This window comes from Cloacibacillus sp. An23, assembly GCF_002159945.1.
Classification (GTDB): Bacteria; Synergistota; Synergistia; order Synergistales; family Synergistaceae; genus Caccocola.
Window position 1 is genome coordinate 1 of sequence record NZ_NFJQ01000013.1, and the last position, 20,028, is coordinate 20,028.

Genomic DNA, 20,028 nt, shown 5'->3' on the forward strand with positions numbered 1-20,028 from the left:
CGCAGAGAAGGATTAGGTCTTGCGGCTTTAGAAGCTATGACTTCTGGCTTGCCTTTAATTACTACATATGTTGGTGGAATCAAAGACTATACACAAGATGGTGTTACCGGATGCTGTTTAAACTGCCCATCAGATATTACAGCAATGACTTTAGCGATACGGACAATGCACGATCATGCCGAATTCAGGGAGCAGTGTGCTTTAAATAATGTGGAAATGGTAAAACAATTTGACCTCCATCGAAGCCTTTCTGTAATAGCACAAATATATAGAAACATGTATTAAATTGTATATAAGTATGTATAAATACAATAATGTTGGGTGTTTTGGGAAAATTTTTTGCCAGAATCATACATACTAGATTGAACGCTATTTTTAATAAGAACTACAGGTTAGTGCTTGTTAGGTTTGTATTAAAACGGAGGTCGTTTACATGTCCATAATTATATTGATGTCTACTTATAATGGAGAAAAATACCTAAAAGCGCAAATAGAGAGTTTATTATCCCAAACTATTAAGGTTGAAATCTTAGTGCGTGACGACGGATCGACAGATTCTACACAGCAAATACTTGATGATTATGCTCAAAGAGGAATGTTGAAATGGTACAGCGGCAAAAATTTAGGTTCAGGAAAAAGTTTTTTTGACTTGGCTTGTAAAGCGCCCGATGCTGATTTTTATGCTTTTGCAGATCAAGATGATATCTGGGAGAATAAAAAAGTTGAGCTCGCTGTGCAACAACTAATGAAATTACCAAATAATAAGCCAAATCTGTATTGTGGTAGTTTTGAGCCTGTTGATGCAGAGTTAAATCCAATTTTAGTGAATAAACAAGTAAAGAATAAAATAATATCTTTGGGTACAGCTTTGTTAGAATGCATTGCGCCTGGTTGTACGTATGTTTTCAATAAAAAGGCACTGGAAAAGTTTAAAAAATATAAAATGGAGTATATTTCAATTCACGATTGGGACTTATATCGAATCGTTATGTCTCTGGGCGGAAATGTCGTGTATGATAATGAGCCCCACATTCTTTATAGACAACATGGCAATAATGCTGTCGGATTTCAATCTAGGAATTTAAAACATTGGTATGGACGAATGAAACGTTTTTTATCTAAAAAGAATCGTAATACTAGGTATATGTCTGCGTGCCATATCAGAGAATGTTATTATGATGCAATGCCAGAACAAAATAGAAAGATAATATCAATACTAACTGAGTATCAAGACTCATTATGCAAAAGGCTGCGTTTTGCTAAATCCACTGAATTCGTTATGTCGCATAAAATTGATACATTTATACTCTCTATACTGGCTCTAATTAAAAGGGTCTAATGGTATGAAGCTACACTCATTATTTTCGAGATACCAATTTTTTCATATAGTAAATATTTTTCTTATTTTAGGATATGTTTCTTTTGTAATTTTTATGCCAGCAGATAATTTGTCTTTGAAAAAAATAGTTTTGTTTTTAATATTGATAATCAATGCGCCGCTCTTGATAAATAGATTTATTGAGTTTCGCCCGCGAATGATATATCTATTTGGCCTAATATATCCTGTGTGTATATGTTTATGTTCTATTATTAGCGGCGGATACGTATATGAATCTCTATCTGCTACATATTTTTTTATATCTTTGTTGCTAGTTGTTGTTATAATCGATTATGATATTCAGTATGAAAAAATTTTGGTTTTTGTGTTAGATTGTTTAGCAATTGTGATTTTGATTTCAGCTATTTTGGACTTTTTCGGTCTATATGACTTATATGATAATTATTTATTGATGTATTTACATCGTACAGGCAATGCAATGGTTGGTAAATCGATTATTTACACTGTGTTTTATATAATTTTCATAAAAACGTCACCTTTGTTGCTAATACCGTTATTGTATTATCTGAATAACCGGCGTTATCTAACGGCAATCGTTATATTGTCTGCTCTGGTTTTATCTGGAACTCGCGCAAATATTTTCATGGGCATATTGGCAACTTTTGGATTTTTTCTTTTGTGCTATGAAAATAGATATGCCAAAGTGATTATCATTATAGGGATTATTCTTCTTGGTTTTTATTGGAGCAACGAAATTTATAATATTTTAGTGAGCATTTTTCAAAGAAAAGCACATTCTGATGCTATTCGCTTAGGGCATTATTTATCAATCAGAGAAATACTGTCTGACCCTGTCAATCTTATATGGGGAATGGGATATGGCGTGCCTTTCTACAGTGCGGGTATCAATGCAATGACTTCTCAGACGGAGCTGTCTTATCTAGAAGTAATAAGGACGAGCGGCCTTCTTGGAGCTATTCCTTTGTTGTTTTTTTATATTTTTCCGCTTTATAAAATGTATAGTAATAAAAATAAAAGATATAAAATTATTGCTTGTGTTGGTTATCTTACTATTGCAGCAACAAATCCATTGCTGTTATCTACCACCGCATTTTTAATGTATATTTATATTTATGGTGATTATTATGTTGATTATTCTATAAAAGATAATTTATTTATTCTTTTTCATGCTGATTAAACTTTTTACAGTATCAATTATGTATCTGTGTTTTATGATCACAGCCAACGCGAGCGTAGCTATACAGGAGTAACGCAGGACAGGCGTCTTGTACGTAAACAGTATGGCGAAGCCGAAAGCCATGAAGAACGACGTGATGATAAAGAGCGTCTTCGTACTGTAGGCCTGCGCGCCGTCCAGATAGTCTCGGCATATTTTCTTCATGAATATGTAATGCATACCGGCGTAGACCATAAAGCACAGCAGCGTAGTGTATCCCGCGGCGTAGTAGCCGAATATGTCTATAAATATATAGTTCAGAATGAGCTTGAGCACGGCGCCGGACATCGTGGCTATAGCTATGAGGTGCGTCTTTTCGTAATAGAACTCAAAGACGGCGAAGAAGGTGTATGCGAACATGAAATACGAGCTCATAGCGACCGGCGGGATTATCCATATCGCGTCGTAGTATTCCGCTGGCGCGAATATCGCGACGACTTCTGGCGCGCAGGCCATGAGAGCGACGTTCACCCCAGCGATGATGATGAACGCGGGATAGGCCACGCGCGATATATTGCTTACATCGCGCGCCTTGATTTTCTTATAAAGCCACGGCTCTATAGTCTGGAGCATGGAGCTGTTAAACAGCGTCATGATGAGCGACACGGAGTAGGCTAGAGAATATATACCAGCCTCGCTCGCGCCTGTCATCTTCTCTATCATTATGCGGTCGGCTGTGTTCAATATAGAGCCGGAGAGATAATGCGGGACGAGCGGCAGGTTGAACAGCACCGCGTACTTCCAGACCTTCCACGAACAGAACTGCCTGCCGCGCAGCATCTGAGCAAAGAAAAGCCATGTATAGACGGCGAGCTCGACGACGGCAAGCCCGAGTATGCGGGCCGTGACCTTATCTTCCGCGTGAATAACGAGAAAAACGCCGAGCGCAGGCTTCGCGACGGCGACCAGCAAAGTGATTGCGACGAGCTTTATATACTTGTAGTCCACCCTCTGCTCCGTAGCCCAGAAACTGAAAACCGAAGAAGTCCATACCATAACGAGCATCGCCGTCATCTGCACGGTCGTCAGAGAGAACAGCCCGTTCCAGAAATCACGGAACAGAAAATACACGACGGCCCAGACGCAGACCAGCGTAAGGCAAAGCCCATGCATCGCTGAAGAATATTGCCGCTGCCTGTCCTCGAACTTCACCAGCCCCTGAATATACACCCCGCCGAAAAGATTTAGCGTAACGATGACCGTCACAATACTGAGCCAAGAAGTAAACACGCTGAACATTCCATACTCCGCAGGCGTAAGAAGCCGCGTGAAAATGGGCGTTGTGATGACCGAAATCCCCTTCTGCACAAAGGAACAGATCAGGAACCAGAACGACGCCTTGAGCTGAATTGGGATTAATCTATATTTTTCAACGATTTGTAATAGCATGTAATATCTTACTGCACTATTAAATAGCTATATCTCTCATCGCCGTTGCTGTATGGGTTCATTTATCCTCATCACAAGATCTATCCTCTGTAATACTGTTCAAACATTCATAGATCTCTTTTACACTGTAAAACGTATATGTAGGTTTGACATTTCCGCTGAGAATCGCTTTTACGTCTGCCTCTCCGGTCAAAACACAGATCGATGCAATCCCTGCATTTTGTCCTGAAGCTATATCTGTGTACAACCTGTCTCCGATAATCACAGCCTGTGCTTTTGTTGTATTAAATTTCGTAAGTACAGCATCTATCATTGTCGCTTTCGGTTTACCTATGTAAACCGGCTTTCTCCCTGTAGCATTTTCAAGCATCATGCAGATCGAACCGCAATCTGGTATAAAACCAAACGAAACAGGACAGGCCAAGTCTGGGTTTGTCGCTATATATGGGATATCCTGCTGTAGTAGCTCGCATGTTTTCCGTATTTTTCCACTGGTAAGTTCTGTGTCAAACCCCACCAACACGACATCAACATCGCCTGATATGCCATCCGTGATGTTTATGCCGTTTTTACGCAGCTCGCGAATAAATGACTCTGTCCCTTGGCAGTACACGTTAGCTCCAGGATACTGCGTTTTAATATATAGCGCCGTCGCTTGCGTCGAAGTGAAGAAATTATCTTCATCGGCTTCAATACCAAGTTTGTTTATCTTATTCACATAATCGCCGACAGATTTTGACGAATTGTTGGTTACAAATACATATTTCCCGCCTATATTTTTTATATAGTGGAGAAGCTGCAATGTACCGTCAAACAATATATCATCTGTGTAAATCGTCCCGTCCATGTCGAACAGAAACAGTTTTTTATTTATAAGTGACGTTGCCTCGACGCCAAAATAGTCACAATGTGTGTTCATAACCCCATCATCCCACAGTATCAGGCAAAAATTTTCTCTGCTTCCGCCAAGTCGTCAAGTGTATCGATTTCAAACCAGCGACCGTTAAGCGGACAGGCTTCAAATTCTACCTCTGCAAAAATATCGTTTATGGCGACCTCGCTCCATAGCTTAACATCATGCTTGATATCGATATATTCAGCACATTTGTTGAAAAATGCTTGGCTTCCATCTTCAAAAAACTTATATACATCTATGGATGTACCTAATGCCTCTGACGGAGGGATAGTCTTTGCAATTCTACATAATCTCCCGCCCTGCGCAGAGACTTTCATCGACTCTTCTAAATATCTGCCATACTCGGCGATAACGGCATTCTGAGCATTGAAGCTAAGCAAGGTTTTTAATACAGATGAATCAAAAAACACATCGGCGTTCATCATAAGAAACGGATGTCCATAAAAATGTTCGAACGCTAGATATGCAGAATACATATTGTTCGTTGAAGCGTATTCTTTATTCTCTATGATATTTATCTGCGTCCCGAATTTTTCCGAGATATATGCAGTCAATATATTAGCTTTATATCCAGCTATTATGGTAATGTCATATATCCCATTCTCATATAAATTATCTATTTGTTTTTCTAAAATTGGCTTGCCGTTAATAGACACTAACGATTTTGGACAAGTATCCGTAATCGGAGCCAATCTTGATCCTAAACCAGCTGCTAAAATCAGTGCTTTCATTATAGTTCACGCTCCAGTTCGTGATATATTTTTTCTAATCTTTGCGTGCTTAGGTCTGCCTCATTAAGATGCGTATATCTGTTTTTTCTCATTTTTGTAGCGTTTTGCAGGCAATGTATAAATGTACTTTGGTCTATTTCCAATTTGCGCGGATTGATGCATACGTCAAATTTAGATAAATATTCTGCGACGTTAGAATAATCAAGTCCTATTATTTTCAATACAGCAATAGTGCCCAGAGCCACTTGAATGCCGTGCAGATTACGTACTGTACCGTAATAATCTAAAGCGTGGCTGAAAAGATGTTCCGAACCGCTGACAGGGCGGCTGCTGCCAGCGAAGTTCATGGCAATACCAGACAGAACGAGCGAGTTCGCCAATACATTGATAAAGTCTGGACAGATAGAATTATATTGTGTCTTCATCATGATATCTAACGATGTCTTAGACATCAGATACGCATACCCGTTCATGTCATCCATGTACCTGCTGCATGCAAAGTCCCAGTCTATTAATGCCGTATAATTTGATATAGTATCGCCTATTCCGGCTTTAATCAGCGAGACCGGACTGCTTAGGATAAGATCCGTGTCGAGGAGCAGCATACTTGGCACTGCGCAGCCTAGACTTTTGGGTTTGTTATCCTTCCCCTTCAGCACAGCAATCGGAGAAGCTATCCCATCATTCGCCATGGTCGTCGGTATTGACAGAAGCGGAACTTTTGCAATATACGCTGCGTATTTGCAAACGTCCAGAACTTTTCCGCCGCCGAGGCCAACGATGCATTTTATTTCTGAGATGATAACGTTTTCTGCGATGGCCATAGCGTAGGAAATAGTATTGTTGTCTACCAATTCTTCCGCAACGCTGTCTAGATCTTTAAGCTGTTCTTTTACAACATCTCCGAACAGATTATCAACGACAAAATCGGAAACGTAAAGGATTTTCCCTTTACATTGGTTACTGACCAACATGTCTGCGACATGCGTTATGTTGCCAGCTGATATTTTCAGTGAATTGGAGTCCCTAAGCATATTATATCCCTCTTATCATCACGTAAGGTTAAATTCAGCAATGTTTATAAACGTATGTGGCTAGAGAAATATGTACATTTATTATTGCGTCTTTTCACATGGCACAGTATCTAGTTTTTTCTCTCCGGTCTCGATAAAATGCACTATGCACTGCGCTATCCTTTCAGACGCTTTGCCGTCCTCAACATTCCCGATTTCTTCGAGAAAACGCGAAACTCGCTCGCGATACACTGCATCATTGAATTCTTGGATATTTTTAATCAATTCTTCATTGGTATAAGAGATTGGGAACGGAAGGGAATCGTAATCAAGGTAGAACTCCCGTTCCTTTTTCTCGTATGATTTCAGTCATGGATGAATAAAACCTATACAAAACTGCAAAATACAATCATGTGTTATTGATAGCCATTTTAGCAGAAGTTGATGTTACATCTAAAATACATTCGTATAATTTATACATATTGTCTTCATTAGGATAAATTGGCGATGTCCCATATACTATATTTTTCACTTGCTCTAGTTGCGAGTTTACATTTATAATATAATCATATTTTGCATTTTTGATATTGAGAATTGAATTTTTTAATTCATTTATACTTTTTACTTTTCTTCCTGGTGTCATTTTGACATAATCATATAAAAATCCTCTGTCTTTATTTAAATAATATTCATAATCAAAACAATAAAAGAGTACAGGTTTATTTAATAAAATATAATCAAAGAAAACAGAAGAATAATCTGTTATTAACATATCTGATATATCCAAGAAATTATATATATCGCTTTCCTTTGGTAAGTTAATGATTACATCTTTTGCTCTGGCATATGAAACATTGCTTTGTGATGCTGCAAAATGGAATTTGGTAACTAAATATATATTATTTTTTTTAAGAAATGATTTCATTAATAAGGGAGTCTTTGCACAAATATCATTGAAAGTGATGCTATCTCTAAAAGTAGGTAAATACATAACAATATATTGACCCTGTTTCTTTGCCTCTAATATACTCTGTATAGCTGCTTTTTCATTGGGTAAATACATCTTTTTAATATAGCCCAGAATATAAGCGTGGCGTGGATATGGGCCAATTATAATTTTTTCATCGTTACACCCAAAGGCGAATTGCATATGTTTTGCTAACGTATCAGAAAATGCAAGATAAAAAGCATCATTCCATTTCCCTATCTGATATTGAGTTTTAGCTTTGTTTTGTGCGATAGCGTCTCTAATATTTTTTATGTCATTGTTGCAATAATAGCCGATTTTTTTTAATGGAAAACCATGCCATAAATTTATTCTTATAGCATCTGATGAACAAAATCGATTTAGATCTATGCCCCCTTCATCAACAATATGAAATTTTGCTCGTAGGTGATACCATATAGAAATCAAACTATTGGTATAAACAACATCTAAATTATTGTCCCTTAGTACTTTAAAAATAGTTTCATTTCGAGTTGTGAATACTACTTTCTTGAGGCCTAGTCTCGATTTATTCTGCACTAAAAATAGATAAAAAGCTTTTGAGTTATCTGCAAATCTCTGCCCAAACCATCCGCCTATAACGATAATTTTAGAAGTTTTAGGAACCAATATAGAAAGAACACCTAATATTATATTAATTATTTTTTTTATATAGTATTTCATGATATTGCGTTCAAAGTTCTGTGTTATGTATATTTATAGTACCTGTTTTAGTGAGATGTCCCAATCTAGAAGCCGTAGCATAAAGGTCTCATATAACTTGTGATGGGACAAAGCAGACAAATATGGTCTAAGAGCAACAGAACGATATTGTTCTGACGTTATTGGTAAAATTGTTGTAGATATATGTTCATGTACCTTTAGCATATCCTTTATAGCATTTGCAAACCCATACCACGTCGTGACTCCGCTGTTCGTCAGGTTGTAAACGCCGCTTATTTTACGCATATCTGCGCTGCACAGCGGGCTTTGTACCTGCGCGAGAGCCTGCGCGGTGGCTTCCGCTATCGTGCGGCACCAGGTGGGCGCGCCGTACTGGTCGTTTACTACGCGGATTTCGTCTTTTTCCCGAAGCATTTTGCGCATGGTTAGGTAGAAGTTTTTGCCTCTCGCGCCGTAGACCCAGCTGGTGCGGAAAATCAGGTGTTTGCAGCCGGAGCTCTGGATGTTGAGGTCTCCGGCCAGTTTGGATTCGCCGTAGACGTTGAGCGGGTTGGGCTTGTCGTCTTCCGTCCACGGCTCTTTTTTCGTGCCGTCGAAGACGTAGTCGGTGGAGTAGTGGGTCATGAGGGCGTCGTGCTTTGCGGCCCAGTCGGCCATTATGCCGGGGGCGTCGGCGTTGAGTTTGAAGGCGAGCCCGCGCTCCGTTTCCGCCCTGTCAACTGCCGTGTAGGCGGCGGCGTTGGCTATCACCGACGGCTTGTACGCGTCGAGAGTGTTTATTATCGAGGCTTTGTCGGTCAGGTCGCATTCGTCTATGTCGACGGCGCGGATCTCTCCGAGCGTCGAGAGCGTGCGGCAGAGTTCCCAGCCGACTTGTCCGTTTTTGCCGAATATCAGTATTCTTGATTTTTTAGTTTCGTCCATCGTTCGCCACCGTCTAATCGAATAGGAGTTCGTCTTGTAAATCTTTGAAATAGGGATGTTTCGTGTCCTTCTCGGAAATCACGGGCTCGCTCATGGGCCACGGGATGGCGAGCGTCGGGTCGTTCCAGATTATGCCGCGTTCGCTTTCGGGGCTATATCTGTCGGTGCATTTGTATTGGAATAGCGCCGTTTCGGATAGGACGCAGAATCCGTGAGCGAAGCCGCGCGGGACGTAGAGCTGTTCTTTGCATTCCCCGGTGAGCGTGAAGCCCTTCCATTTCCCAAATGTCGGCGAGCTGCGGCGCAGGTCTACGACTACGTCCCAGACTTCGCCCACGAGGACGGAGACGAGTTTGCCCTGCGTGTACGGCTTTTGGTAGTGGAGGCCGCGCAGGACGCCGCGAGAGGAGAACGAGACGTTGTCCTGTACGAAATCCTCCGTTATGCCGGAGTTTTCGTAGCGTTCTTTGTTCCACGATTCGTAGAAGTATCCGCGTGCGTCGCCGAAGATTTTCGGTTTTATGAGAACGAGTCCCGGAAATTCTGTCGTCAGTATTTCCATATTTTACAGTCCTTTTGCGGAAAGCTGTTTCATGAGGTATTTGCCGTATTCCGTTTTCGACAAAGGCGCGGCGAGTTCGCGCAAGTGGCTGTCGGAGACCCAGCCAGTGCGCCACGCTATTTCTTCGGGGCATGAGATCATCAGCCCCTGACGCTTCTGGACAATCTGGACGAAGTCCGCCGCCTCTATCAGGCTGTCGTGCGTGCCCGTGTCGAGCCACGTGAAGCCGCGCCCGAAGACTTCTACTTTCAGCTGTTTCTGCGCTAGGTAGACTTTGTTGAGGTCTGTTATTTCCAGCTCGCCGCGCGCGGAGGGCTTCATGTTTTTCGCTATGTCTACGACCTGACCGTCGTAGAAGTAGAGGCCGACGACGGCGCAGTTTGATTTCGGCTTCGCGGGTTTTTCTTCGAGGGACACGGCGTTTCCGTCCGCGTCGAATTCCACTACGCCGTAGCGCTCCGGGTCATCGACGGGGTAGCCGAAGACGGTCGCGCCGCTTTCCTGCGAGGCCGCCTCGCGCAGCATCTTCGTCAGTCCGCGCCCGTAGAATATGTTGTCGCCGAGCACGAGCGCGCAGCCCTGTCCCGCGATGAATTCCTCGCCGATGATGAACGCCTGCGCCAGTCCTTCGGGCTTGGGCTGCACGGCGTAGGATATTTTTATTCCCCACTGCGAGCCGTCTTTCAGCAGCCGGCGGAACGACTCTCCGTCCTCCGGCGTCGTGATGACGAGTATGTCGCGTATGCCCGCTAGCATGAGCGTCGAGAGCGGGTAGTAGATCATAGGCTTGTCGTAGACCGGCATGAGCTGTTTGCTGACCGGTATCGTGAGCGGCCAGAGGCGCGTGCCGGAGCCGCCCGCGAGGATGATGCCCTTCGTAATCATTGCTCGTCCCCTCCGAGGCCGAGGCGTTCACAGCGGTATTTACCATTTAAAATGTTCGCAATCCACTGCTGATTATCTAAATACCATTTTATTGTTTTCAGTATGCCGCTTTCGAATGTTTCCTGCGGCTGCCAGCCGAGTTCGCGCTTTATCTTGGAGGCATCGATCGCGTAGCGCCGGTCGTGTCCCGGGCGGTCTTTTACGAATTTTATCTGCTCTTCGTATTTCGCTCCGCCGGCCTTCGGGCGCAGTTCATCGAGTATAGAACAGATTGTCTTTACTATCTGTATGTTCTGCCGTTCGCAGCTGCCGCCGACGTTGTACGTTTCGCCCGGGACGCCAAGCCGCATTACCGTGTCGAGGGCGCGGCAGTGGTCTTCAACGTAGAGCCAGTCGCGGATGTTTTTACCGTCGCCGTAAACCGGAAGCTCCTTGTCGGCGAGCGCGTTGTGGATTATCAGCGGGATGAGCTTTTCCGGGAACTGGCGCGGCCCGTAGTTGTTGGAGCAGTTCGTCGTCAGCACAGGCAGGCCGTAGGTGTGGAACCACGCGCGGACGAGATGGTCGGAGGAGGCTTTCGACGCGGAGTAGGGCGAATTCGGAGCGTAGGGCGTGTTTTCGGTGAAATATCCCGTTTTGCCGAGGCTTCCGTAAACTTCGTCGGTCGATATGTGCAGGAACCGGAATCCGCTTCTGCGCTCGCCGTCCAGCGATTCATAATAGCGGCGCGCCGCCGTGAGCATCGAGAACGTGCCGTTTATGTTTGTCTCAATGAACGCTGCGGGGCCGTCTATGGAGCGATCGACATGGCTTTCCGCGGCCAGGTGGAATACTGCGTCTATGCCGTATTCGCAGAGAGTCCGATAGACGAGCTCCGTATCGCAAATATCGCCTTTGACGAAGCTCATACGTTCGCACGGAATCCCTTCGAGCGAGGCCGGATTACCTGCGTAGGTCAGCTTGTCGTAGACTACTACGTATGCGTCCTGCGAGGTCAGAAAGTGCGCCAGGTTGCTTCCGATGAACCCCGCCGCGCCTGTAAGCATGTATCGTTTTTGCGTCATGTAATTCTCACCATCTCTTAAGATGATAAATATATCGGAAGTGATTATATCATATAGAACGGCTTATAGCTGTAATTGAAGACTACTATAAAATATAATTGTCAGAGCGGCAGGACGGCAGGCTTCGCGTGTGTATCGCGCCGCGCGTCTTGATAGATTTTTCTTGCCTATAATGGAGGGATTATGATGACACATAAAATATTATTCGTCTGTCACGGCAATATTTGCCGCAGTCCAATGGCGGAGTTTGTTATGAAGGATATGGTGAGAAGGGCCGGCCTGGATGCTGAATTTGAGATCGCTTCTGCGGCGACTAGCGCGGAGGAGATTGGAAATCCCGTGCATCAGGGGACGGTCAGGAAGCTTGCGGAGCACGGTATAAGCTGCGCGGGGAAGAGGGCGCGCCGTATGACGCGGGAGGATTACGCCGTTTACGATTACCTTGTCGGGATGGACGGCGCGAATATTCATAATATAAAGCGCCTGTGCGGCGGCGATCCCGACGGGAAAATACGTCTTTTGCTCAGCTTCGCGGGGCGCGGGCGCGATATCGCCGATCCGTGGTACACCGGGGATTTTGACGCGACGTGGCGGGACGTCGGAGAGGGCTGCCGCGGGCTGCTCGATTTTCTGACTGCGGAGCGAAACTGACGAAGGCGGAAGCGATAGATTCAACGCGCGTCATAGGGTGATTTCTATATTGTACGCTTCGTCTATCAATATGATTTCTCCGCCGGCGCCGGCGTAACTTTTTATTTCTTCGAAGTTGTTTTCGATGTATTTAGGCGTCATAACGAGGCAGAAGCAGCGGATATGGCGCAGGTATTCCGCGTCGAATCCGCCGCGCCAGTCCAACGGAACGTAGCAGCCCTCCACAATCAAGCTTTGGTTGTTTTCCACTGCTGTCTTGATTATCTCGCGCACGACCGGCCAGAGGTATGCCGTGAGTTCGCCGTCGTCTTCCGGCGTTAGATTTGTGAGACCGCTTCTTATCAGCCCCATTTTGAGATGGTCTATCGATAGGTAGGGGATTTTATATTTTTCGAGCAGCCTCTGCGCGAGCGCCGTTTTGCCCGTGTGCGAGGCTCCCGTTATCAGTATTATCACGGCCGGTTATAGTTCGGCGTATTCTGGGTTTTGCCCGCAAGCGCGCTGCTCGTAGACTTTGAACGAATCGAGGTCTACGACCATGCCGTCTGTCGCTGGAACGACTTTCGTTTCAGGCGTGTCTAGGTCCTTCAGGCAGCCGGCGCATTCGCCCGATGTCAGCATCGCGCCGAGGTGTGTCAGCACGGCTGTTTTCGGGTGGATTTTTGATAGAAGTTCGCGCGCTTCAGCTATTGATATGTGGTCCAGCCGCGGTTTTTTGTCTGGGAACGTGGCGTTGATTGAGAGGAAAGCGCACGACGAGTAACGCTGGCGGAAGTACGGCATCATGCGGCTGTCGCTGATGATTCCCCAGCAGTTCAGCCCTTCCTTGCGGAAGATGTAGCCGAAGCAGTCCACGCCGTGATGAAGGTGTATTACCGGCTCGACGGCTACGCCGCTGCCGAGGTCTATCGTTCCGCCCTCCTCCGGGATTTTTGTCTTAAGTATTCGTTTCTGCGTGTATTTGAGCACTACGGGGTCGGAGCCGCGCAGCGCGTCGTCCGGCGCGACGAGTATTCCGCGCGGGTCGAAGCCGCCGTGAGTGATTCCTTCGACGACGACGTTCACGTCGGTGCTGTGATCGATATGTTTGTGCGTGAGCATCACTACGTCTGCCGAGGCTATCTCGAGTGCGGGGCGCGCCGCACAGATGTGCGCGAGGCTTCCTGGACCAGGGTCTATGACGCCCTGTACGCCGCCGTATCGGAACCAGAGGCCCCCGGTGCTTCTGAGCTGGCGTATCATGGAGAAACGCCCGCCGCTTGTTCCTATATATTTCAAAAAGTTTTGTGGATATTCAAAATTTTTTATGACTTTCATTTTTGCCGCCTCACCATCTATATTTGCCGCCGTCGGTTTTCAGCTCTTTTCTCCGCACCGCATAGTCCGGGCAGTATTTTGCGACGCGCGCCCAGAAATTTTGCGAATGGTTCATCTCCGCCATGTGGCATAGCTCGTGTATCATCACGTATTCCGAAAGCGGCGGCGGAACGAGCGCGAGGCGGACGTTGAGCGTGACGCAGCCCGATGTCGAGCAGCTTCCCCAGAGCGTCTTGGCGTTTTTGATCGAAACGCGGCGCGGCGCGGCTCCCATTTTTTTGCAGAGCGGGGGAAATTCACGCTGTATTATCTCCCGCAGCCGCAGCCTGTACCAGACCTCGAAGTTGTGCCGTATTTCTTCTGGCTCCAGCCCTTCAAATGAAATAAAGGCGCCGTCCTCGAGTTTTAATGGGTAGACGCCGCAGCGAGGCGCGAAACGCAGAGGGTGCTGATCTCCACGGTAGTAAAAAAGCTCGCCTTCAGCGTAGCTGTGTCCTATGCTCTGTCCGGCCGTCCTGCTCATGAGCTTTTTGCGCAGCTCGTCGCCGCTTTGTTCAATTACCGCGGCGAGCGATTCGCGCGGAACTCCGAGCGGCGCGGCTATGAAGAACGCGCCGTTTTCCATGCCGAGCGCGACGTTTTTTCTTCTCGTATTTCTTCTGATCTCGTATTTTATTCCGTCAATCGTGATATATTCCGTCATCGCGTCCCGCCGGCTTCCCATAATGATAGAATTATAATGCATCGCTGATGTTTCTGTCAGCGTGCCATAACGATTTACGGGGACGTGGACATGAGGACGAAAGGGACAAAGACAGCGGCGAGCGGCGCGAATGTTTGGGGATACGCGAAGCCGCCGCGCTCCGCTTTTCTGCCCGTCGGCGCCGGTGACGTGCGCGCGCGCGGGTGGGACGGAATAGAGATACTTGTGATTACTGGCGACGCCTATGTGGACCATCCCAGCTTCGGACACGCAATCATAGCGCGATGGCTTGAGGCGCACGGCTTCCGTGTCGGCGTAGTGGCGCAGCCGGACTGGCGTGGTACGGACGATTTCGCGAAGCTCGGGCGTCCGTCGCTCTGCGTCATGCTCGCGGCTGGGAATCTGGACTCCATGCTGAACCATTACACGGCGTCGAAGAAGAAGCGCCGGTCAGACGCATACACGCCTGGCGGCGAGGCCGGAAAACGCCCAGACCGCGCGACGATAGTCTACTGCAACAGGATCCGCGAGCTGTGGGGCGACATTCCGCTGATAATCGGCGGGGTGGAGGCGAGCTTGCGCCGTTTCGCGCATTACGATTTCTGGAGCGACTCGGTACGCCGCTCCATATTGGCGGACAGCCGCGCAGATCTGCTTGTTTTCGGAATGGGAGAGCTGGCCTCTCTTGAAATCGCGGAGCGGCTTGCCGCCGGGGAGCCGGTTTCGGCGCTGCGCGACGTCGCTGGGACGTGCTGGAAGACCCACGACGAGGCTCTGGCGAACGACGCTGTGAAGCTGCCGTCTTACGGCGAGGTCTGCGCTGACAAGAGAAAATTCGCCGAGGCCTTCGCGTCGTTTTACGCGGAGCAGGACGCCGTGCGCGGCAAAAGGCTCATACAGGACCAGGGCGCGTGGCATGTCGTGCAGAACAGGCCCGCGCGCCCGCTGACTCAGGCCGAGATGGATAAGGTCTACGCGCTGCCGTACACGCGCGCGTGGCACCCGGATTATGACGCCAAAGGCGGCGTGCCGGCCTTCGACGAGGTACGTTTCAGCATCACGACGCACAGGGGCTGCTTCGGCGAGTGCGGATTCTGCGCCATCGCGTCTCATCAGGGGCGCATAATACAGCGCCGCAGCGACGAGTCGATACTGCGCGAGGCCGAGATATTGACGAAAGAGCCCGGCTTCAAGGGGTATATTCACGACGTCGGCGGCCCGACGGCGAATTTTACCGAGCCGTCATGCCCCGACTCCCTGAAACGCGGCTCGTGTAAGGGGAAGTCGTGCCTATATCCAGCGCCGTGCCGTAAGCTGCGCGCCGGGCACGAAGGATATATAGAGCTGCTGCGCAAAATACGCGCGCTGCCTAAGATAAAAAAAGTGTTCATCCGCTCCGGCATACGGTACGATTATATACTTGCGGATAAAAACGGAGATTTTCTAGAAGAGCTCTGCCGCTGGCACGTCAGCGGACAGCTCAAGATAGCCCCGGAACATATAAGCCCCGCCGTGCTGAGATACATGCGCAAGCCCGGGCGCGAGGTTACGGAAGAATTCATACGCCGCTACAGGAAGGTCAACGAGAAGCTTGGGCTGAAACAGTATCTTGTGCCGTACTTCATCTCGGCGCATCCAGGCTCGACGCTGAAGGAAGCGGTCGAGCTCGCGGAGTTCATACGCGACAGCGGCCTGCGCCCGGAGCAGGTGCAGGACTTCACTCCGACGCCGGGCTCGCTCTCGACCTGCATATACTACACGGGGCTCGACCCGTTCACGATGGAAGAGGTCTACGTCCCGAAGGGGGCAGAGGAGCGTAAGATGCAGCGCGCGCTGCTCCAGTACTGGATGCCGGAGAACCGCAAATATGTCGTGAAGGCGCTAATGCGCGCGGGCCGCCGCGACCTCATAGGGTGCGCCCCGAAGTGCCTCGTCAGGCGCTGAGACAGGGCGCGAACCCGCCTATGGACAATAACGGCGATAGGTTATAAAATTCTAGCGTGCGTCATAACGTATAAGACAGTGTGAAAGGAATCTACAGGAGGTAACGGAATGAAAAAAATTATGGCATTACTGCTGGCGGTCGCCGCCCTCTTTGCGGCAGGCGCGGCTTCGTACGCGGCCGAGGACGTCGTCGGCTATGTAGACGATATGCAGGTGCTCCAGCAGTATTCTAAGTTCGAGCAGGCGCGCAAGCAGCTCAACGATCTCGGCAACAAAAAGTCCAACGCGGCCAAAGCCGCTTTCGATAAAGAGACGGACGAAAAAAAGAAGAACGAAATCGTACAGACCCTCCAGCTCGAAATGCGTGAGGAAGAAGCGAAGATCATGACGCCTATTCTCAAAGAGGTCAACGAGACTATAGCGAAGGTAGCGAAGCAGAAGGGCGTGACGATCGTCGTAAACAAGGCTCTCGTCTATTACGGCGGAACGGACCTTACTCAAGACGTCATCAACGCGCTGAAAACGAAATAACCTGTCTATTAAGACGTTCATAAATAACGTACGCCGCCCCATATAAGGGCGGCGTTTTTTGTATTTTTGCGCGCCGGCGTATAGTGCACCGTTTCCCGCCAAAATTCGACTTTCTCAGCTTTATACAAAATGCAAAAACTCGTAATAATTTTAAAAAATTGACAAATTTGGGCAGCGATGATATTCTGAGATCAGTTAGCTAAGGCTAATAAAAAAATCACGGAGGTATAGCAATGTCTCTTATTGGAAAAGAAATAGCCGACTTTACCGTAAACGCATACCACAACGACGAATTCAAGAGCATATCGAAGGCCGACGTGCTCGGCAAGTGGTCTGTCTTTTTCTTCTATCCGGCGGACTTTACCTTCGTATGCCCGACCGAGCTCAAAGACCTCGCCGACAAGTACGACGACCTGCGCGAGATAGGCTGCGAGGTCTATTCCGTATCCTGCGACACGCACTTCGTCCACAAGGCGTGGCACGACGCTTCGGATGCCGTCGGTGCCGTCAGGTTCCCGATGCTCGGCGACCCGACCGGGCAGCTGGCGCGCGACTTTGACGTTATGATAGAGGGCAAAGGTCTCGCCGAGCGCGGCACCTTCGTCGTAAACCCAGAGGGCAAAATCTGCGCCTACGAGGTGAACGCCGGCAACGTCGGGCGCGACGCCGACGAGCTCTTCCGCAAGGTACTTGCGCTTCAGTTCGTGGAGAAGTACGGAGACCGCGTCTGTCCCGCCAAGTGGGCTCCGGGAAAAGAAACTCTCAAACCCGGGATAGATCTTGTCGGCAAGCTTTAGCAGACGAGCCGCCGGGTATAACAACTGCAAAAACGGCGCCGGAGAGCCTCGCGTCCTCCGGCGCCGTTTTTTTGCCGGCGATAGTGCCGTGGATGCGTCAAATTCGAATCTGTAAGTGCTTATTTTTGTCGATATACAGTTTTAAGATGGATATAAATAAAAATAAGCGCGATTTTTTCTAAAAAAATATGCTTAGGCATTGACAATATGATGATATAGGAATATTATCTCCGCATTGAATAAACGTTATGCGCGAGGTGATGTTGATGGCAAAGGTGGAAGAAATTTTCGGGTCGATGGTTTTCAACGAGGCGACGATGAAGCAGCGTCTGCCGAAGGAGACCTATCGGGCGCTGAAAAATTCTGTTAAAGAGGGCACTCCTGTGCCGCGCGACGTTGCAAACGTCGTAGCCAACGCCATGAAAGACTGGGCGGTGGAGAAGGGCGCGACGCATTTCACCCACTGGTTCCAGCCTATGACCGGCATTACTGCCGAGAAGCACGACAGCTTTATATCGCCTCTCGACAACGGAAGCATCATAATGGAATTTTCTGGGAAGGAGCTCATAAAGGGCGAGCCCGACGCTTCGTCGTTCCCGTCTGGCGGGCTTCGCGTGACTTTCGAGGCCAGAGGCTATACTGCGTGGGACCCGACCTCCTACGCCTTTATAAAGGAAAACACTCTCTGCATTCCGACGGTCTTCTGCTCTTACGGCGGAGAGGTGCTCGACAAGAAGACGCCGCTGCTGCGCTCCATGGAGGTCATGAACACGCAGGCTCTGCGTATACTGCGCCTCTTCGGCAACGCTTCGGTCACACACGTCACGACCACTGTCGGCCCGGAGCAGGAATATTTCCTCATAGACAAGGAACTTTATAAGAAGCGCAAGGATCTGCGCTATACCGGGCGTACGCTCTTCGGCGCGAAGCCGCCTAAGGGGCAGGAACTGGACGACCACTACTTCGGCGCTATAAAGCCGCGCGTCGCGAAGTTCATGGCCGAGCTCGACGAAGAGCTATGGAAGCTCGGCATCATGGCGAAGACCGAGCACAATGAGGTCGCGCCGTCGCAGCACGAGCTCGCGCCTGTGTTCAGCGACACAAACATCGGCTGCGACCACAACCAGCTCACTATGGAGATGATGAAGAAGGTCGCGGACCGCAACGGCCTCGTATGCCTGCTCCACGAAAAGCCGTTCGCCGACGTGAACGGCTCCGGCAAACACGTCAACTGGTCGATAGCGACCGACACCGGCGTGAATCTTCTCGACCCCGGGAAGACGCCGTCGGAGAACGCGCAGTTCCTGCTGTTCCTCTGCGCCGTCATAAAGGGCGTTGACGAATATCAGGACATGCTGCGCGCGACCGTCGCGACCGCGGCGAACGACCACAGGCTCGGCGGCAACGAAGCGCCGCCGGCGGTCATATCGATGTTCATCGGCTCGGAACTCACGGAGATACTCACGGCGATAGAGGAAGGCCGCCCCTACAACGGTCGCGCCGCGAGCCACATGAACATCGGCGTAGACATGCTGCCCGTGTTCCGCAAGGACGCTACAGACCGCAACAGGACGTCGCCGTTCGCCTTCACTGGGAATAAGTTTGAATTCAGGATGCTCGGCTCGAGCCAGTCGATAGCCGGCCCGTGCATCGTCCTCAATACGGTCGTAGCCGAAGAGCTCGAACAGTTCGCCGACGCGCTCGAGGGCGCTGAGGATTTCAACGCCGCGCTCAACGAGCTTATTCGCAAGACGATCCGCGAGCATAAACGCATACTCTTCGACGGCAACGGCTACGACGATTCGTGGATAGAAGAGGCGGAGCGCCGCGGGCTGTCGAATTACCGCACTACGCCGGAAGCTATGCCTCATTATGTCGACGCGAAGAATATAGCGCTTTTCTCGAAGCACAAGGTCTTTACGGAAGTCGAGATGCGTTCGCGCTGCGAGGTGCATCTTGAGAATTATTGCAAGGTAATCCGCATCGAGGCTCTTACGATGGCGGAAATGGTTCGCAAGGATATAATCCCGGCGTCGTACACCTACCTTAAACGTCTCAGCGAGACCGCGGTGGCGATAAAGACGGCCTGCCCGGATGTAGACTGCGTGATGGAGATAAACATGCTTAAGCATCTGCGCGGCTACACCGATTCGCTTTACATGGACCTCGGCAGGCTTGACGAGGCGCTTGCCTCCGTCCCGGAGGCGGGCGAGCTTGAAAAGGCGGTTTATTATAAGGACAAGGTCATTCCGATAATGGAGGCGCTGCGCGCTGCGGCCGACGAGATAGAGAAGTTCGTCGGGGAAAAGTACTGGCCGTACCCGACTTACGGAGAGCTGCTATACAGCGTATAAAA

Annotated in this window: 20 protein-coding genes; 8 read left to right on the plus strand and 12 right to left on the minus strand. The window is 48.5% G+C overall.

Translation table 11 applies throughout. The features are described 5' to 3' along the window. From B5F39_RS12580 to B5F39_RS14110, 3 genes are all read left to right on the plus strand, one after another. Window positions 1–285: glycosyltransferase (locus B5F39_RS12580; RefSeq protein WP_143330749.1), on the plus strand; the 285-nt coding region annotated here is incomplete at its 5' end. Between the two features lie 148 nt (window positions 286–433). Then, complete coding sequence (locus B5F39_RS12585) at window positions 434–1,339, plus strand: glycosyltransferase family 2 protein (protein WP_087368256.1); 906 nt, start codon at window positions 434–436, stop codon at window positions 1,337–1,339. Window positions 1,340–1,454: 115 nt separating this feature from the next. Then, window positions 1,455–2,537 (plus strand): hypothetical protein, encoded by a 1,083-nt coding sequence (locus tag B5F39_RS14110; RefSeq protein ID WP_143330750.1) that lies wholly within the window; start codon window positions 1,455–1,457, stop codon window positions 2,535–2,537. Here the strand turns inward: B5F39_RS14110 and B5F39_RS12590 are convergent. From B5F39_RS12590 to rfbB, 9 genes are all read right to left on the minus strand, one after another. Beyond that, entirely contained in the window at window positions 2,511–3,965 is a 1,455-nt protein-coding gene (locus B5F39_RS12590) for an oligosaccharide flippase family protein (RefSeq protein WP_087368258.1), read from the minus strand. The two genes, B5F39_RS14110 and B5F39_RS12590, sit on opposite strands and share 27 nt — an antisense overlap. 58 nt (window positions 3,966–4,023) lie before the next feature. Further along, window positions 4,024–4,884 carry an HAD-IIA family hydrolase gene (locus tag B5F39_RS12595; RefSeq protein ID WP_087368259.1) on the minus strand — a complete coding sequence of 287 codons (861 nt, stop codon included), beginning with the start codon at window positions 4,882–4,884 and terminating at the stop codon, window positions 4,024–4,026. 20 nt (window positions 4,885–4,904) lie between these two features. Next, complete coding sequence (locus B5F39_RS12600; RefSeq protein ID WP_087368261.1) at window positions 4,905–5,612, minus strand: phosphocholine cytidylyltransferase family protein; 708 nt, start codon at window positions 5,610–5,612, stop codon at window positions 4,905–4,907. Further along, window positions 5,612–6,646, minus strand: coding sequence for an iron-containing alcohol dehydrogenase family protein (locus B5F39_RS12605; RefSeq protein ID WP_087368263.1), 1,035 nt, complete (start codon window positions 6,644–6,646; stop codon window positions 5,612–5,614). Before B5F39_RS12605 ends, B5F39_RS12600 begins: the two co-directional genes overlap by 1 nt. 388 nt (window positions 6,647–7,034) lie before the next feature. Next, window positions 7,035–8,294 (minus strand): CDP-glycerol glycerophosphotransferase family protein, encoded by a 1,260-nt coding sequence (locus tag B5F39_RS12615; RefSeq protein ID WP_087368266.1) that lies wholly within the window; start codon window positions 8,292–8,294, stop codon window positions 7,035–7,037. 33 nt (window positions 8,295–8,327) lie between these two features. Beyond that, window positions 8,328–9,218, minus strand: a complete 891-nt coding sequence (gene rfbD, locus B5F39_RS12620) for a dTDP-4-dehydrorhamnose reductase (protein ID WP_087368267.1) — start codon at window positions 9,216–9,218, stop codon at window positions 8,328–8,330. A 13-nt stretch (window positions 9,219–9,231) separates the two neighbouring features. Then, complete coding sequence (gene rfbC / locus B5F39_RS12625) at window positions 9,232–9,780, minus strand: dTDP-4-dehydrorhamnose 3,5-epimerase (protein ID WP_087368268.1); 549 nt, start codon at window positions 9,778–9,780, stop codon at window positions 9,232–9,234. 3 nt (window positions 9,781–9,783) lie between these two features. Then, complete coding sequence (gene rfbA / locus B5F39_RS12630) at window positions 9,784–10,665, minus strand: glucose-1-phosphate thymidylyltransferase RfbA (protein WP_087368270.1); 882 nt, start codon at window positions 10,663–10,665, stop codon at window positions 9,784–9,786. Continuing rightward, window positions 10,662–11,711 carry a dTDP-glucose 4,6-dehydratase gene (gene rfbB / locus B5F39_RS12635; protein WP_087368272.1) on the minus strand — a complete coding sequence of 350 codons (1,050 nt, stop codon included), beginning with the start codon at window positions 11,709–11,711 and terminating at the stop codon, window positions 10,662–10,664. Before rfbB ends, rfbA begins: the two co-directional genes overlap by 4 nt. A 204-nt stretch (window positions 11,712–11,915) precedes the next feature. On the opposite strand from rfbB, the gene B5F39_RS12640 reads away from it, so the two are divergent. After that, on the plus strand, window positions 11,916–12,380 hold the full coding sequence (locus B5F39_RS12640; protein ID WP_087368274.1) for a low molecular weight protein-tyrosine-phosphatase: 465 nt from the start codon (window positions 11,916–11,918) through the stop codon (window positions 12,378–12,380). Between the two features lie 30 nt (window positions 12,381–12,410). Here B5F39_RS12640 and B5F39_RS12645 read toward each other — a convergent pair whose 3' ends face one another. From B5F39_RS12645 to B5F39_RS12655, 3 genes are read right to left on the minus strand one after another with little or no spacing between them, the layout of a single operon-like run. Further along, window positions 12,411–12,836 carry an adenylate kinase gene (locus B5F39_RS12645; RefSeq protein ID WP_087368276.1) on the minus strand — a complete coding sequence of 142 codons (426 nt, stop codon included), beginning with the start codon at window positions 12,834–12,836 and terminating at the stop codon, window positions 12,411–12,413. A 6-nt stretch (window positions 12,837–12,842) separates the two neighbouring features. Then, a complete protein-coding gene (locus B5F39_RS12650; RefSeq protein ID WP_158096054.1) occupies window positions 12,843–13,658 on the minus strand; it encodes an MBL fold metallo-hydrolase in 816 nt (271 codons plus the stop codon). A 49-nt stretch (window positions 13,659–13,707) separates the two neighbouring features. Further along, window positions 13,708–14,400, minus strand: coding sequence for a SprT family zinc-dependent metalloprotease (locus B5F39_RS12655; protein WP_158096055.1), 693 nt, complete (start codon window positions 14,398–14,400; stop codon window positions 13,708–13,710). Window positions 14,401–14,490: 90 nt separating this feature from the next. Between B5F39_RS12655 and B5F39_RS12660 the strand changes: the two genes are divergently transcribed. The 4 genes from B5F39_RS12660 (at window position 14,491) to B5F39_RS12675 (ending at window position 20,026) form a co-directional block, all read left to right on the plus strand. Continuing rightward, the gene (locus B5F39_RS12660; RefSeq protein WP_087368279.1) at window positions 14,491–16,344 is read left to right on the plus strand and encodes a YgiQ family radical SAM protein; all 1,854 of its coding nucleotides are present in this window, start codon (window positions 14,491–14,493) and stop codon (window positions 16,342–16,344) included. 108 nt (window positions 16,345–16,452) lie between these two features. Continuing rightward, window positions 16,453–16,875, plus strand: a complete 423-nt coding sequence (locus tag B5F39_RS12665; RefSeq protein ID WP_087368281.1) for an OmpH family outer membrane protein — start codon at window positions 16,453–16,455, stop codon at window positions 16,873–16,875. Window positions 16,876–17,108: 233 nt separating this feature from the next. Beyond that, window positions 17,109–17,672 carry an alkyl hydroperoxide reductase subunit C gene (gene ahpC, locus B5F39_RS12670; RefSeq protein ID WP_087368283.1) on the plus strand — a complete coding sequence of 188 codons (564 nt, stop codon included), beginning with the start codon at window positions 17,109–17,111 and terminating at the stop codon, window positions 17,670–17,672. A gap of 266 nt (window positions 17,673–17,938) precedes the next feature. Beyond that, the gene (locus tag B5F39_RS12675) at window positions 17,939–20,026 is read left to right on the plus strand and encodes a glutamine synthetase III (RefSeq protein ID WP_087368284.1); all 2,088 of its coding nucleotides are present in this window, start codon (window positions 17,939–17,941) and stop codon (window positions 20,024–20,026) included. Window positions 20,027–20,028: the final 2 nt, after the last annotated feature.